Origin of the sequence: Mesorhizobium tianshanense (genome assembly GCF_007830515.1) — a bacterium.
GTDB classification, from domain to species: domain Bacteria; phylum Pseudomonadota; class Alphaproteobacteria; order Rhizobiales; family Rhizobiaceae; genus Mesorhizobium; species Mesorhizobium tianshanense.
In genome coordinates, this window is sequence record NZ_VLKT01000001.1 from 141,045 (window position 1) to 156,277 (window position 15,233).

Annotated in this window: 15 protein-coding genes and 1 tRNA gene; 12 read left to right on the plus strand and 4 right to left on the minus strand. The window is 60.3% G+C overall.

Annotation, left to right across the window (positions count from 1 at the left end; all coding sequences use genetic code 11):
* Positions 1-185: 185 nt before the first annotated feature.
* Both IQ26_RS00750 and IQ26_RS00755 read left to right on the plus strand, forming a co-directional pair.
* Positions 186-845, plus strand: coding sequence for a peroxiredoxin (locus IQ26_RS00750; RefSeq protein ID WP_126035289.1), 660 nt, complete (start codon positions 186-188; stop codon positions 843-845).
* A 150-nt stretch (positions 846-995) separates the two neighbouring features.
* A complete protein-coding gene (locus IQ26_RS00755) occupies positions 996-1,868 on the plus strand; it encodes an MBL fold metallo-hydrolase (RefSeq protein ID WP_145711332.1) in 873 nt (290 codons plus the stop codon).
* A gap of 289 nt (positions 1,869-2,157) precedes the next feature.
* On the opposite strand, the gene rpoH is transcribed toward IQ26_RS00755, so the two are convergent.
* Together rpoH and IQ26_RS00765 are read right to left on the minus strand one after the other, a co-directional pair.
* Positions 2,158-3,069 (minus strand): RNA polymerase sigma factor RpoH, encoded by a 912-nt coding sequence (gene rpoH / locus IQ26_RS00760; RefSeq protein WP_145711334.1) that lies wholly within the window; start codon positions 3,067-3,069, stop codon positions 2,158-2,160.
* A 208-nt stretch (positions 3,070-3,277) separates the two neighbouring features.
* Positions 3,278-4,378, minus strand: coding sequence for an RluA family pseudouridine synthase (locus IQ26_RS00765; RefSeq protein WP_145711336.1), 1,101 nt, complete (start codon positions 4,376-4,378; stop codon positions 3,278-3,280).
* Between the two features lie 26 nt (positions 4,379-4,404).
* Between IQ26_RS00765 and IQ26_RS00770 the strand changes: the two genes are divergently transcribed.
* The 8 genes from IQ26_RS00770 (at position 4,405) to IQ26_RS00805 (ending at position 11,182) form a co-directional block, all read left to right on the plus strand.
* The gene (locus IQ26_RS00770) at positions 4,405-4,785 is read left to right on the plus strand and encodes a fimbrial protein (protein ID WP_145711338.1); all 381 of its coding nucleotides are present in this window, start codon (positions 4,405-4,407) and stop codon (positions 4,783-4,785) included.
* The gene (locus IQ26_RS00775) at positions 4,782-5,189 is read left to right on the plus strand and encodes a VOC family protein (protein ID WP_145711340.1); all 408 of its coding nucleotides are present in this window, start codon (positions 4,782-4,784) and stop codon (positions 5,187-5,189) included. The genes IQ26_RS00770 and IQ26_RS00775 overlap by 4 nt, the downstream gene beginning before the upstream one ends.
* A gap of 90 nt (positions 5,190-5,279) precedes the next feature.
* Positions 5,280-5,354, plus strand: a tRNA-Glu gene (locus tag IQ26_RS00780).
* Positions 5,355-6,232: 878 nt separating this feature from the next.
* The gene (locus IQ26_RS00785) at positions 6,233-7,162 is read left to right on the plus strand and encodes a hypothetical protein (RefSeq protein WP_145711342.1); all 930 of its coding nucleotides are present in this window, start codon (positions 6,233-6,235) and stop codon (positions 7,160-7,162) included.
* Between the two features lie 259 nt (positions 7,163-7,421).
* A complete protein-coding gene (locus tag IQ26_RS00790) occupies positions 7,422-8,003 on the plus strand; it encodes a VOC family protein (RefSeq protein ID WP_145711344.1) in 582 nt (193 codons plus the stop codon).
* 26 nt (positions 8,004-8,029) lie between these two features.
* Complete coding sequence (locus tag IQ26_RS00795; protein WP_145711346.1) at positions 8,030-8,890, plus strand: glutathione S-transferase family protein; 861 nt, start codon at positions 8,030-8,032, stop codon at positions 8,888-8,890.
* A gap of 346 nt (positions 8,891-9,236) precedes the next feature.
* Positions 9,237-10,172, plus strand: a complete 936-nt coding sequence (locus IQ26_RS00800; protein ID WP_145711348.1) for a cyclase family protein — start codon at positions 9,237-9,239, stop codon at positions 10,170-10,172.
* Between the two features lie 182 nt (positions 10,173-10,354).
* Positions 10,355-11,182, plus strand: a complete 828-nt coding sequence (locus IQ26_RS00805) for an MBL fold metallo-hydrolase (protein ID WP_145711350.1) — start codon at positions 10,355-10,357, stop codon at positions 11,180-11,182.
* Positions 11,183-11,812: 630 nt separating this feature from the next.
* Here the strand turns inward: IQ26_RS00805 and IQ26_RS00810 are convergent.
* The gene (locus tag IQ26_RS00810) at positions 11,813-12,559 is read right to left on the minus strand and encodes a hypothetical protein (protein WP_240546942.1); all 747 of its coding nucleotides are present in this window, start codon (positions 12,557-12,559) and stop codon (positions 11,813-11,815) included.
* A 545-nt stretch (positions 12,560-13,104) separates the two neighbouring features.
* Between IQ26_RS00810 and IQ26_RS00815 the strand changes: the two genes are divergently transcribed.
* A complete protein-coding gene (locus IQ26_RS00815; protein WP_145711354.1) occupies positions 13,105-13,476 on the plus strand; it encodes a hypothetical protein in 372 nt (123 codons plus the stop codon).
* Between the two features lie 60 nt (positions 13,477-13,536).
* On the opposite strand, the gene IQ26_RS00820 is transcribed toward IQ26_RS00815, so the two are convergent.
* Positions 13,537-13,752, minus strand: coding sequence for a hypothetical protein (locus IQ26_RS00820; protein ID WP_145711356.1), 216 nt, complete (start codon positions 13,750-13,752; stop codon positions 13,537-13,539).
* Positions 13,753-14,207: 455 nt separating this feature from the next.
* On the opposite strand from IQ26_RS00820, the gene IQ26_RS00825 reads away from it, so the two are divergent.
* The gene (locus IQ26_RS00825; RefSeq protein WP_145711358.1) at positions 14,208-15,188 is read left to right on the plus strand and encodes a DUF2865 domain-containing protein; all 981 of its coding nucleotides are present in this window, start codon (positions 14,208-14,210) and stop codon (positions 15,186-15,188) included.
* The last annotated feature ends 45 nt before the right edge of the window (positions 15,189-15,233 follow it).

The following is a 15,233-nucleotide window of genomic DNA, read 5'->3' on the forward strand; positions in this document are numbered from 1 at the left end:
GCCTCCTCGCTTTCATTTGCGGCGTAATTCCTGCTCCATTTGCCGAGAAGAACGAAAATTTTTCGCGGCCGACGCCAACGTCGGCGGCAATAGGCGTTTGAAGGACGACACCGGAGTGGTAGAAAGGCAAAAGCAGCGCCGGTGGTCGGTCAATGCCGGCTGCAATCACAGGGGAGGAACACGTCATGAGCCTTCGTATCAACGATATCGCGCCGGATTTCACGGCCGAAACCACGCAAGGGACGATCAGCTTCCACGAATGGATCGGTGACGGCTGGGCGGTGCTTTTCAGCCATCCGAAGAATTTCACGCCGGTCTGCACGACCGAACTCGGCACGATGGCCGGGCTGGAAGGCGAGTTCAACAAGCGCAACGTCAAGATCATCGGCATTTCCGTCGATCCGGTCGAAAGCCACGGCAAGTGGCAGGACGACATCAAGACGGCGACCGGCCATTCGGTGAAATATCCGCTGATCGGCGACAAGGACCTCAAGGTCGCCAAGCTTTACGAGATGCTGCCGGCCGGTGCCGGCGAAACCTCGGAAGGCCGCACGCCCGCCGACAATGCGACGGTGCGTTCGGTCTACGTCATCGGCCCCGACAAGAAGATCAAGCTGGTCCTCACCTATCCGATGACGACCGGCCGCAACTTCGATGAGATCCTGCGCGCGGTCGATTCGATGCAGCTGACCGCCAAGCACCAGGTGGCGACGCCGGCGAACTGGAAGCAGGGCGAGGACGTTATCATCACCGCCGCGGTTTCCAACGAGGATGCAATCAAGCGTTTCGGCGCCTACGAGACGATCCTGCCCTATCTGAGGAAGACCAAGCAGCCCTCAGCCTGAGCGGCAGGGTCAGCACAGGAGAATTTTCGGTTTTCGCGCTGGCGCGAGCATGCGGTGCTTGACGGTGCCGCGTTCGCGGATGATCATGCTCTTCTTTCGTCACGGCAGAGAAAAGCATTCCTGCCTCAATGCGAGTTGAGGAAACCGGGATTGGACGCATCATCGGTCAAGCCGCAGGTCACAGGCTTTTACGACACGCCGAGCGGGTCCATCCAATATGTCGTTGCCGATCCGCAGACGCGGCGATGCGCGATCATCGACCCGGTCCTTGATTTCGACGAGAAGTCCGGCGCAACGGCAACGAAAAATGCCGACGCGGTACTGGCCTTCATCGGGGAAAGCGGGCTGGAGATCGAGTGGATCCTCGACACGCATCCCCATGCCGACCATTTCTCGGCGGCGCATTATCTCAGCGAAAGGACAGGGGCGCCCACGGCGATCGGCGAGAAGGTCGTCGACGTCCAGAAATTGTGGAAGGTGATCTACAACTGGCCGGATTTTCCCGCGGACGGTTCGCAATGGGACAGGCTGTTCGCTGATGGCGAGAGCTTTTCGGTCGGCAACATTCCGGCGAGGGTGCTGTTTTCGCCTGGCCATACGCTGGCTTCGGTCACCTATGTAGTCGGCGACGCCGCCTTCGTCCACGATACGCTGTTCATGCCGGACAGCGGCACGGCGAGAGCGGACTTTCCCGGCGGCAGTGCCGCGCGGCTCTGGCGCTCGATCCAGGATATCCTCGCGCTACCTGACGAGACACGCCTTTTCGTCGGCCATGACTACCAGGCGGAAGGGCGCGAACCCTTGTGGGAGAGCACGGTTGCCGAACAGAAATCCAAGAACATCCATGTTGCCGCCTGCAGGACAGGGGCCGATTTCGTGGCGTTGCGCGAGGCACGCGACAGGACGCTGCCGATGCCGAGGCTGATCCTGCACGCGCTGCAGGTCAACATGAATGGCGGGCGCCTGCCGGAACCGGAATCCAACGGCCGCCGGTATCTGAAGTTTCCGCTCGATTGCCTTTGAAGGGCTAGCAGACGGCGGCTCGCCTTCCGGGAAGTCAGCGCCGCCCCTCATTGTCCTGCCGGACATTTCTCCCCGTATAGTGACGGGGAGAAAGACGCTTTCGTCGATGATTTCGCCAATTCCCAACGTCGTAGAGATGGAGCCAAGGTTGCGGCCAGCCCCCTTCAGATGAGGGGCGGAGCTGATGTCAAAAGATGAAGGCCGCCGCCATTATTGGCCGAACCCACAAAAGGAAACGGCGGCGCCAGTTTCCTGGCGCCGCCGCTATATCTCGTTGCCGAAGCTGGCTTTACGCCGCCGGCTGCGCGTCGATGGTGCGCAGGGCCTGTATCTGGCGCTTGGCGGCGGCCTTGACGGCGTCCTGCACCTTCTCGAAGGCGCGCACCTCGATCTGGCGCACGCGCTCGCGGCTGATGTCGAATTCGGCCGACAACTCTTCCAGCGTCAGCGGCTCCTCGGCCAGGCGGCGCGCCTCGAAGATGCGCCGCTCGCGCTCGTTGAGCACGGCAAGAGCACCGGACAGCATGCCGCGCCGGTTTTCCAGCTCGTCCTGCTCGATCAGCATCTCTTCCTGACTTTCGTGGTCGTCGACCAGCCAGTCCTGCCATTCGCCGGACTCGCCCTCGCTCGCCCGGATCGGTGCGTTGAGCGAGGCGTCGCCCGACAGGCGGCGATTCATCGACACCACTTCGGCTTCGGACACGTTCAGCCGGGTGGCGATCTCGGCGATCTGGTCGGGCTTCAAGTCGCCGTCGTCGAGCGCCTGGATCTTGCCCTTCACCTTGCGCAGGTTGAAGAACAGGCGCTTCTGGTTGGCGGTCGTGCCCATCTTGACCAGGCTCCACGAGCGCAGGATGTATTCCTGGATCGAGGCCTTGATCCACCACATGGCGTAGGTGGCGAGCCGGAAGCCGCGCTCCGGTTCGAATTTCTTGACGGCCTGCATCAGGCCGACATTGCCTTCCGAGATCACCTCGCCGATCGGCAGGCCGTAGCCGCGATAGCCCATGGCGATCTTGGCGACGAGCCTGAGGTGGCTGGTGACGAGCTTGTGCGCAGCCGTGGTGTCCTCATGCTCGGCATAACGCTTGGCGAGCATGTACTCTTCCTGCGGCTGAAGCATCGGAAAGCGACGGATTTCCTCCAGGTAGCGGCTGAGGCCGCCTTCGCCGGAAACGATACTGGGTAATGACTGGGCCATGATAGCGCCCCCTCTCTTTGGAGTGGTGCCCCCGAAACGCGGCGGGCATATGTCGCGAACGCCAAAGGCTCGTTCGCGACAACGGATGTATATAGGAACAAAACCAGAAAGGACAGCATTTGGTTCAACACGAAACAGTGTGTCACGCCAAAGTGAACAACGCCGGTCAGGTTTTTGCCGATCTGGCTTTGAATGGGTGGAAGGCGGTTCAGAGTTTGCGAAAGCCGTCGACGAGTTCCTCCATATCGCTCGGTATCGCTGCCTCGAACCTCATCGTTAGATGGGTGGCCGGATGCCGAAATTCAAGGAGGCGGGCATGCAAAGCCTGTCGCGGAAATGCCTTCACCCGGCCTTTCATCGGCTCGGGCAGCCGGTTCGCCTTGGTGCGAAAGGCCTGGCCGTAATCGGGATCGCCGACGACCGGGTGGCCAATGTGGGCCATGTGGACGCGGATCTGATGGGTGCGGCCGGTCTCGAGCCGGCATTCGACCAGGCTGGCCGTGGCAAAGTCCTTCTGCTGCTCGCCAAAGCGCTCGATCACGCTGAAATGCGTGACGGCGTGACGGGCATCGTCGCGACCCTCCGGCACCACGGCACGGCGCACGCGGTCGGCGGCGCGACCGAGCGGCTCGTCGACCGTGCCCGTCGGTCTCGTCGGTATGCCCCAGACCAGCGCCAGATAGGCGCGTTTGAGATCGCCGGTCAGGCCATGGTCGGCAAAGGCCTCCGACAATGATTTGTGGGCGCGGTCGGTCTTGGCGACGACCATGACGCCGCTGGTCTCCTTGTCCAGGCGGTGGACGATGCCCGGCCGCCGCACACCGCCGATGCCGGAAAGACTGTCGCCGCAATGGTGGATCAGCGCGTTGACCAGCGTGCCGGTCCAGTTGCCTGCGCCGGGATGGACGACAAGCCCTGGCGGCTTGTTGATGACGATCAATTCACTGTCCTCATAGAGGACGTCGAGCGGGATGTTCTCGCCTTGCGGCTCCGCCGGCTCCGGCTCCGGCATGTCGACCGACACGCGGTCACCGGCCGCCATCTTGCGCTTGGTCTCGCTGACCGGCTGGCCGCCAACCTTCACCGCGCCCTGCCTGATCAGCATCTGCACCCGGCTGCGCGACATGTCCGGACCGAGCTTGCCGGCCAGCCATTGGTCGAGGCGCTGGCCGGCCGCATCGGGGCCTGCCTCCAGCACGGTCGATCCCCCGTTTGGCGATCCCCCGTCTGGCGATCCGCCTTCCATCAATCCATCCCCTGTCAAACCATCCTCTATCAATATGGAGGCCTCTTCGTTATGAGCGCTCATCGAAAAAAGTTCCGGAATATTCTGCCATGGCTGTTGCCGACGAAGACGAGGAAAAGCCGCTCGACCCCGAGGTCGAAAAAGTGCGCAGGAAGCTTGTCCGCTTCGTCGCCATCAATCTCGGCCTGCTGTTCCTTGCCCTTATGGTGGTGATCGCAGCCCTTGTCTACAAAACGCGCACCGCGCCGCCGCCCGCCAACCCATCACTTGCCGGCGACATCCAGGTGCCATCAGGCGAGCCACTGACCGGCGACATCGTGCTGCCGGTCGGCGCCAAGGTCGTCAGCCAGTCGCTCTCGGGCAACCGCCTCTCCATCGATGCCGAGCTTGCCGACGGCAGCCGCGCCATCTTTGTCTACGACACCACCGAGCGCCGTATCGTCGGGCGCTTTTCGATCCGCAACCAATGACTGGCTTTGCCGAAAATCGACGCGTCGCCACTGTTGCGCTCGTCGTTCGAAACTACGATGAGGCGATCTCCTGGTATGTCGGCAAATTGGGCTTTTTGCTCACCGAGGACGTCGATCTGGGCGGCGGCAAGCGCTGGGTCACGGTGGCGCCGGCGAACGGGCAAGGCGCGCGGCTGCTGCTGGCCGAAGCGGCCGGCGAGATGCAGGAAAGCCGCATCGGCAACCAGGCCGGCGGCCGTGTCTTTTTGTTCCTCGAGACCGACGACTTTGTCCGCGACCACGCGACAATGCTCGAAAAGGGCGTCGAGTTCCGCGAGGCACCCCGCGTTGAGCCCTATGGCACTGTGGCGGTTTTCGCCGATCTCCACGGCAATCTCTGGGACCTGATCGAGCCAAAACGATAGGCTTGCGACGGATATTTCGCCGATGTGATCGGCAGCCCGAAGCCCAGTTGCTTTTTCCCGGCCGTCAGCCTATATCGCCGGTTCTTGAACGCGCCCATCGTCTAGCGGTCAGGACACCGCCCTCTCACGGCGGGAACAGGGGTTCGATTCCCCTTGGGCGTACCAATAAAATCAAACACTTAGCTAAAATCGAACCGGCCCTGTCCAACGTTTGGCCAATTTCCTTTCAGGGTATCGGTCGAATCGCCCCCTGTTTGATTTCCAAGGGTTTCCTGCGACTATCGGTAGATCGCACGACATGGGGAGGGCAGACTGCCATGTGGAAGAAGATCGAAATCAGAAACGGCGCCAAGACCGCCGAGATATGGAAAACAATCCAAGACAGCTTCGAAACGATCTTCATTGCGGCCGGCGGTCCGGAGGACGCAGCAATGTACTTTAGCTCGGAAAGCCCGGGCAGAGACGTGACCCTGTACCTATCGCCGGGAGCTACCCGCATTTCGATGGTGGTAAGCAATGGAACGCTCAGCCCTGCGATAAGCCGCCGTCGTCGGCCGGCTTATTGGTCGGGCACGCTAGCGCGGCCTTCAAAGCCTGAAGCAAAGAAAAGCCCGCCACCCAGCGAGAGGCGGCGGGCGCTAGTTCGGGAGGAGAGCCCCCTTGGCCCTTGAACAACGGTACGCCTCGCTTAGCTGGATAATAAGCTCGCACCGGTTGAATCTCTGCATATTCAAGCTGCGTGACTTTTCTGCCACAAGATAAAGAAAGCCCGCCACCTGTGAGGCAGCGGGCCATGTCGTTTCGGACGCGGAATGATCAGCCGGCGGTCACAGCCGCACGAGCACTTCCTGCGACTTCAGGTTTTCGGGCCACATGACCGTCTCGCCGTCGCAGACATCAGGCTCCGCGTCGTGGCTGTCCTCTCGTCATCGCAGTCGTCATGTTCGCGGTCGATCCGGGAAATCCGGACACTTCTGCGTGTTATCCTAAGGCTGTTGGTAGGGCGGCGCGCATAGCCTGCAGGAATTAGCTAAAAGGAATTCATGCTGCCGGCGACCCAAGATGAAATCGATACAGTGACGCGCTACTTTGAGTGGCAGGCTCCTGATCTAACGGTCGAGTTCCTTCAAAAAGTCTATGTCGAAAACGTTCTCGATTATCAGCATTGCGTTTGGGACATTCACACCAACAAGGATCGATGGTGGGTAATCACGAACCCAACCAATCTTTACGCGCAAGAGCAATTTCCGAATATGGATCTCGCGCTGACGTTTCACGTTGGCTTGTGTTTGAGAATTCCGCGGAGTGAGAAAAAGAAGCTGTCCGATCTCCCCGTTGAGCCGATGGCTGAATGTTATCGCATTATGTCCGGAGCCTCCGACGCGCTGGCTCAAGCCCAAGAGGTCGCGGACTATCAGGCTATAGGAGTGCGATGCCGCGAGGCGCTGCTGGCATTTGTGTCAGCGGCGCAAACCGTAATGCCTTGGCGTTTCGAGCAGGAGAAGCCCCAGCGCGCTAATCTCCAAGCATGGGCTGATCATATCTGCCTCGTTTCCATGCCGGGTGAAACACACAAGGAACGGCGTCATCTGTTCAAGACGCTTCTGGAAAGCGAGTGGCAGTTCGCGAATTGGCTCACTCATTCAAAAACCTCAAAGTGGCACGATGCAGAAACTGCGGTTTCGACCACTGAGAATGCGATTAGTTTGGCAACTTCTGCAGTCATCCGACACATGCGCGGAGTTCCTGAAGTCTGCCCGTCCTGCGGGTCCCATCGTCTTTCACCCGAGCGTGGATATCGTTCGGAAGACCCTGAAGATGAGTGGGAACGACCGACATGTGACGTTTGTGACTGGAAAGGCAGGCCCGTCCAAATAGTAAAAGTACCTCAGCCCCCAGAGGAAGATAATACTCCGCCAGAGGGGGATTGCGTCATACCGACGGTTCCCCTTCGGAAACTGATGAAGCCGTGAAGGTCGTTTGGTACGTCCTCAGCCCGTTGACTGGCGGGTGAACATACCGCCGGCAGGCACGCTCCGTTTCGCTTGGCGATAAGCCGCCCATATTCGTCGCTTCTGGCGCGGCGCCCCCAATTGAATTAGCATCGCGTCACATAATCAGGGGCCAAGGGTCCAGCATGGTGCGCAGAACGCCGCCGGGGAACGACGTGCAGCGAACATAGGTCGACGCTCGTCCAGTATCGAGACGAGAAGATCGCAGGGAGGAAAACCAATGCAGAAACTGCAATCGCAGGGCGTCCATCACATCACGCTGGTTGGTGCGGGGCGCCAGACCTCGATCGATTTCTGGGAGGGTGTGCTTGGCATGCCCTTCATCTTCGAGCAGCCCAATCTCGACAAGGCAAGCGAAAGCCACCTCTATTTCGATCCGGGCGATGGCCGGCTGATCACAGTCTTCACCGATGAGAGCCGCACGCCGGAGAAACGGCGCACACCGACCGATATCGGCTGCGTCCACCACATCGCGTTTGCGGTGTCGCGCGTCACCTTCCTGCAGGCGGTCGCCAGGCTCGACGAGCGCGCCGTCAAGCACAGCGGCGTCAAGGATCGCGGCTTCATGGATTCGATCTATTTCGAGGATCCGCTCGGCCTGCTGATCGAACTCGCCTCCTACCGTTTCGAGCCGCCGGCGGGCTTCAGCCATGCCGACGTGCTGATGCAAGCGCACAAGGTCCGCGTCGCGCGCGGCGACTACAATATTGCTGAAGTGCATCTTGCCGACGCGATCCAGGCGCTGGTCGAGCGTTCCCGCGCCACATTGTCGGACGACCGGGCACCGAAAAATCCATACTGACGACAGCCAAACAAAGGAGGAACACAATGGCGAAGACAGCGACGGCGAAGAAACCTGTGGCCAAGGCAGCCAAGCCGGGAGCGAAACCGGCGGTCAAGGCTGCCGCCAAGCCAGCGGCGAAAGCGGCAAAGCCGGCGGCCAAGGTTTCGGCCAAAAAGCCCTCGGCGAAGGCCAAGGCGAAATCAGCGAAAAAACCCGGACTGAGCCTCAGCATGCTGAAGCCGAGCGTCAACAACATGACCGTCAGGGTGTTTGCCCGCGCGGCCGGGCTCGACCATTCCGAGACCGACGTCTGGGGCCACACGCGCTCGCCCGAATATATGGCGCGAAACCCGGCCCATCTGACGCCGATGATCGAGGACAAGGGCTTGCCGAGAGGCGTCTTGTGGGAGAGCTGCGCCATCATGCAGTATCTCGCCAACAAGCACGGGCTGGAGAAATTCTACCCGAAGGCGCCTGCCAAACGGGCGATGATCGACAGCGCCATGTTCTACCTGATCGGCACGCTCTACCCCTATGTGGCGCGCGCCACCTATCCCGCGCTGAACTTTCCGCAATATGCCGGCGAGGTCGGCCATAGCGACGCCCACCCCGACAAGAAATCGGAAGCCCAAAAGACCGCGGCGGCCGCAATTGCCGAGCCGCTGGAGGTCTTTCACAGCTTCTTCCGCGACGGCAAGCCGTTCATCGGCGGCAAGAACCCATCGATCGCCGACATCCGGTTGGCGGCGACGCTCGAATTCCTGGCCGTCATCGACTACGAGCTGCCCAATTGGGCGAAGGAATATATGGCGGCGATGGAAAAGAAGCTCGGCAAGGCCTATGCCGAGCCGGCTGGCGACGTGCGCGGCTATATCGCCTATGTGAAGTCGCAGGCCAATGCGTGAGGCGCTTCGCTCCAACGGTTGCTTCCCTTAGGCCGACCCAAACCAAGGTCGACTGGCAATTCAACTCCAATTCGTGACCACGGATGTATTGGCGCGGGATATCGAGGTGGAAGGAAAGGTCGGTCATGTGTCGGCCTTTTTTTGGTTTCTGCGCGTGATCACGGGCAGGGACGCCACGGGGCGTGGGTCTTTCAATACGTTTGTTCGTGCAGCTCCTCCAAGGCGATCGCGGGATGATAGGCGAGCCTGTTGGAAGCGGTATGCCGCGACATCCCGGAAGGAATGCATTTACTTGTCGTCCTGCGAGAAACTGGCGATACTCCGCGACATTTCGGGGAGATTGCAGATGAATGTATCCAGATTCGTTCGTATCGCCTTGCTGGGAGCCGCTTGGTCAGTGCCGTCGATCGCTTTGGCGCAGGAATCGTCCCTTTGGCCGGTTTATGAGAACACGCTCAAATCGGCAAAGTATATCGATCTGACCCATGCCTACGAGCCGGTGCAACCCGTATGGCCGGGCTTCGCCAATGCCAAATTCAAACCGGCTGTCGCCGGGAAGGGCATCGAGGGCTACGTCAAGGCCGGCGAAGAGTTCACCTACGACAAGCATGGGTTCGTCGCGAGCGCCTACGAGTTGTCGACGGACCAGTATGGCACGCAGCTCGATCCGCCCTCCCACTGGAACCCGCTCGGTGCAACGATCAGCGACCTGCCGGCCACTTATGCCGTGCGGCCGCTCGTCGTCATCGACATCAGCGGCAAGGTGCAGACTGACGAAGGCTATCACCTCCAGGTCGCCGACATCGAAGAGTGGGAAAAGGAGCACGGCCGCATACCGGAGGGTTCGGTCGTCTTCGTGCGTTCGGATTGGTACAAGAAATGGTCCGATGCCGCCCGCTTCAACCAGAAGCCGTTTCCGGGCGTCAGTCTGGACGCGCTGAAGTTCCTGCATCTGGAGCGGAAGATTCTGTTCCACGGCCATGAGCCGCTCGACACCGACACCACGCCCAATCTCGAAGGCGAACATTGGCTGCTACACAACGATTTCACGCAGGCGGAAGGCGTTGCAAACCTCGACAAGGTGCCAGAGGCCGGGGCGTTGGTCACAATCGGCTTTGCCAAGCCGCTCGGCGGGTCAGGCGGATATGCGCGTTACATCGCTATCGCACCCGCCGACTGGACGGAGGGCGTTTCGGTCACCGAAGCGCCTGGTGTGCCGCTTTCCCGGCAAAACGCGCCGCTCAAGCGCGACGAGAACGGCGTCTTCCGTCCGACGCCCTGATCGCTGGCGATATCAATCGCCGGGCCGGGCCATGGCGCGTATCTGTCGCGCAAGCCGGGACAGAAGGTCCAGGCGATCAGCCGCTCCGGCGCTCGCGAAAACGTGACCGTAACGGCGATAGCCATCATGATCGCCAGCGCTATCGTGGCATGAGCGCGCCAGGCCTGCCACGGGAGACAGCCATGCTCCGCCTATCCGCCGCCGTTCTGCTGACCTTGGCTTTCTGGCCGCTCGCCGCTTTGGCCCAGGGCGTGCCGCCGCCGTCGAGATGCGTTGCGATCGCCGAAGCGCTGCCGTCGGCCACCTATGCCAGTTTCACGACGCCAGAGGCGCGGGCGCCTCTGCTGGCCGAGGCTCTCGCCGACGGCGACGTTACGATCACCTATGCCGGCCATTCGACCTACATCATCGAGACGCCCGCCGGCGTCAGGATCGCCACCGACTTTTCCGGCGTCTACGGCACTGACCCGCTGCCGCGCGTGGTGACCATGAACAAGGCCCACCGCACCCATTATTCGGACCTTCCGGATCCTGCTATCGAATATGTGCTGCGCGGTTGGAATCCGGACGGCGGTCCGGCGCGCCACGCCCTTGTCGTCGACGATGTCTACATCCGCAACGTGCCGACGGATATCCGCAATGGCGGCGATCTCGGCAAGGACGGCAATTCCATCTTCATCTTCGAAGTGGCGGGACTCTGCATCGGCCATCTCGGCCATCTGCACCACCGGCTGGAGGACGCGCATTACGGCGCCATCGGCCGGCTCGACATCCTCATGGTGCCTATCGACGGCGGCATGACGCTGTCGCTCGACCGGATGACCGAAATCACCACGCGGCTCTATTCCTCGATGATCCTGCCTATGCATCGCCATTCAACTCCGATCAGCGAATTCACAGGCAGGATGGGCGACGATTTCGCGGTGGAATTCCTCTCCGGCCGGTCGCTGACGGTTTCGCTGAAGACCTTGCCCGACCGGCCGACGATCATCATCCTCGAAGGGGTTTGACCGCTTCGTCCCGATCGTTCCGCCGTGCGCAAACTCTTCGTTCCACCTGACCGCGATCAGGCATGTCCCGGAGGAGTATTACGCCAATGCCGGAGACGATTTTGAAATGAAATGCAAATTCTCGAATTGGCTGCATGGCTGAACCGCTGAAGTCGCTGACAAGCTATTCTCATAATCAACTGCAGGCGACAGCCCCGACCAGCCCGCTGCTTTTTACTGGACGTAAGAATGTTTGATGCGTCGACGAAGAAGCGACGGTTGACCTGTCGGGCACCGGTCCCGATGATGACGCCTGCGCGGGTGGCGTCCATGGAAGGGACTGTATATGACCCGCAAACTGCCCTTATTCGCCGCGTTCGGCCTGGCGCTTGCTGCCCTCGCGGCGTGTAGCCAAACTCAAACAGGAGGAACGCCGGCGACGACCGCTGGCCAGCTGCCGCCACCTCCAGCCGACACGATGACGCCGGCACCAGCTCAGACCGCCCCTGTTCAGTAGCGGATCGTAGTTTCAGAGAAATCGAACCCTCGCCTCGCCCGAGGCGGGGGCTCCTTCGGCGTCAATCGCATCGAGCAAGATCACCGACGCGTCAGCCGCAAATCGGTGCAGCCTGATTGATGTCGCGCCTTCGTTCAGGGACCGAACAGCACAAGCTCGGTGAACGTCAGATCTCCGAGCGACGGTGGTCTGGGACCCTTGAAGTATTTCAGTCCCCTGTTGGGGCGGTACCACCCGTACAGACCCGCAATCGGCTCCTTGGCATCGACGACACAAAGCAGGATCCCGCGTCGCAAGAGAAAGCGCCCCAGAGCACCGGCGCACTGGGCCAAATCCGTGAGAGAGCGGCAATAGGCGATCTGAAAGCATGGGATAAGGCCGCGCAATGTTCGGCGCGGCATCAACACAAAGGGAAACGCCTCTCCGTCGCAAATGCAAATCAATGACAGGCAGCCCAGCGCGGCGTGTTCCGAGAGGATGTATCTCTCGCTGTCGGACAGCATCGCCATTTCCGCGAGATCGGGACGAACTTCGAGCCCGCGACATGACCGCGGCGCCGAATTCAAAGCCGGCAAGAAGGCAAATTGTCCGGTGGAAAAGGGGCGAAAGCCGAGCGCCCAGTTGGCCTTCAATGTCGCGGGCGCCGGCGAAATGTTCGTGTAGGTCACATCCCTTCGCCTGAGAACCTTCGCAACCAACATGGCGGCATAGGGACGGAATTCCGCGTCGACCGACCAGCTTGAAAGGTTGCAGCGGATTTCGTCGCCGTCCTGCCCCCGGTAACGGCTGTAAAGGGTCAGCACGACGCCGACGATCCGATCAGCCTTCTCCAAGGCAAAGCCGTATCGTTGGAATTCGGCGACGGCGGGCCGCTGCGACAAACGGGTCAGCGCCTGTATCCAGTAACTCCGATCACGCTCCGGAAAGCCCCTGCACAGGCAGTCGACCACTCCTTCCCAATCAGCTTCGCAAATTGGGCGACAGCGAAGATCGGAAGGGAGAGCGCCAAGTACGGCCATAATCAACTCTAGGATACGACAAATTTACTTAGATATGCTTCATGCGCCAACATATTGGTCGGCAACGATTAATAATCTGTACGTCTTTTCAAGACGACTTTCCGCAGTCATCGGATCGCATGATGCGTCGATGACCTGCTCCCGTCAGCTAAGGATTCGTTAACCAAAACCCTATCTACTGATCGGCAATTCACCTCCAACTCGCGACCACGGATGTACTGGCACGGGTGTCGAGGTGGAACGAAAGGTCGGCCGTGTGCCGGCCTTTTTGCTTTCAAGGGCTATTATGCGCGGGAAATCACTTCGCGGTTTCGTTGGGCATCGTGCCTTTGCAAAACATATTGTGATCGCCGCCATTGTCCGTACCATATCGCGGTGCGGGCAAGGCGGAAGGACGAGGACTTGCAATGAAACGCGCAGCGGGGCTGTCGGCGATTGCGGGCGCGATGTTGGCAGGCGCCACCTGTCAATCGAATGCCACGACGCTCAACACCATGGACGACGTCGGGTCTGCGATCCAGGCGTGCTGGACTCCGCCGGCGGATGCCGGGAAGTCCACCGTCACGTTAAGCTTCAGCTTCAAGCGCGACGGCACGCTGATCGGCCCGCCCAGGCCGACCGCCATCAATGTGACCGGCGACGCGAAGGCACGGCAATCATTTGTCGATGCCGCGATCGCCGCCTTGGAAGACTGCTTGCCGCTGCGCTTTTCGCCGGCGCTCGCCCAAGGGATTGCAGGCAGCGTCTTCACCCTGCAATTCGACTCTCCCAAACAATAGCTTGTCGCCCAAACAATAGCTGGGCGCTATCCCCGCTCGTTTCCGGGTGAGCCGACGGCATCAGCGGTGCCCGCGCCTCGCATCGACATGGCGTGCCAGTTCCGGCGTCTCGAAGACGTAGTCGCTCCAGGCCGATTCCGGAATCTGGCCGGCCAGATAGCATTCCAGCAGAAGACTTTGCCCAGGACTGAGAGGTCTCGGCGCGCGTTCGTGGTCCAGTCCAAGCGAGTGAAACAGATTTCTGGTCAGGTCCGAGACATTGAAGTGGATCGACATTTGCGGTGTCCTTTGACCATCCAGCGCACGATCCCGAAAATCGATTTCGATTTCTCGGAAGCGCAAAATCAAACGTACAGTCTCCTTTGCGCATCCCAACGGACCGCAGCGCTGCAATGGCCAATTAACGCCGAAGGCAGGATAAAGGTTTCAGCGTGGATCTGGTGGTAACGACAGATTGATCGATGGCGGCCGGATTGATCGAGCGAACCCAAAATCCACCGGTTATGTTAGATTTTGGCGATCGCGTCGGAGTTGTTTTCAGGTTCGGCTAAATCTTGAAACAAAAGTGTAAAATCGAATTTACGCTATTGAATATATTGCGCAAATATTGAAGTCTCTGGCAAACGTAAGCTTGCCAGAATTAGATAAACCTCATTTAGAAACGACTTATTCAAGATCGACAAAGAATACGCTCCAGGTTCTCGGCGGAAACAGGGACAATAGTCGCTCCAATGACACGTTTCTGGTCTGACATGGTCCTTGTGCTGGTATCGGTAGCGACATTTACGCTCGGCATTTCCTCTTCTTATGCGGATAGCTGCAGCGCGATCAGAAGCCAGATGCGTTCGGCCGATCGCGGCGGGTCGAGTCCGCAGCTTGCCCAGTTGCGCCGGCAGCTTGTCGCGATCCAGAGGTTGGAGAAACAGCGCCAATGCTCGGCGAAAAGTTCGATGGTCGGGTTCTTCTTCAACCCCTGCGCCGATCTCGTCAGGAGTAAGGCGCAGGTGCAACGCCGGATCGCGAGCGCGTCGAATTCGTACAGGGACAAGTCCGGCCTGCAGGCCAGGTTCGTCGCCCTGGGCTGCGCACCTGCAGCCAAGAAGCGGGAACGGCAAGCGCAACAGCGTTCAGCGGCCCAGTTCGCCGGCGTGACGCCTGGCGGTTCGATGCTGTTTTGTGTGCGCCTTTCGGACGGATATTTCTTCCCCGCGCCAAAATCGCAATTCGCCAAAAGGGATGATCTGAAGGACACTGTCGATCAGTGCCGCTACATTTGCGACGATGCCGGCGTCGACCTCTACATGCTGGAAGATGCCAGCCGCGAGACCGAAGAAATGGTCGCTCTCGAGACGCGAAAACCCTATACGGAGCTTCCGGCCGCCTTCAGGTACCGCGACGACGCGAATTTCAAGGCGTGTAATGTCAGGCGGTATTCCCGGCGGGTCGCCGAACTCAGGGCACGGACGGTAACGCCCGCCAACATGGCCAATGCCATCATTCCATTGCCGACGGCAAGGCCGGATCCTGGAGCCGTTGCGGAAATTCCCGGACCCGATGCCAAAGCCTTGGACATCAAAGCATCAGGGGTCGAGGCCAAAGGCGCCGCCCAGCATCAGTCGATCGAAAAATTGACCGACGCGCGGCCGGTAAGGGTGGTCGGCCCGGCTTTTTTCCCTGAAGACCGACCACTTAAGCCCGGGCCGCAGAACTGATGGCGTGCGGCCGACCGCTGCATCGGATGCGCAGCAAGGTTTTGA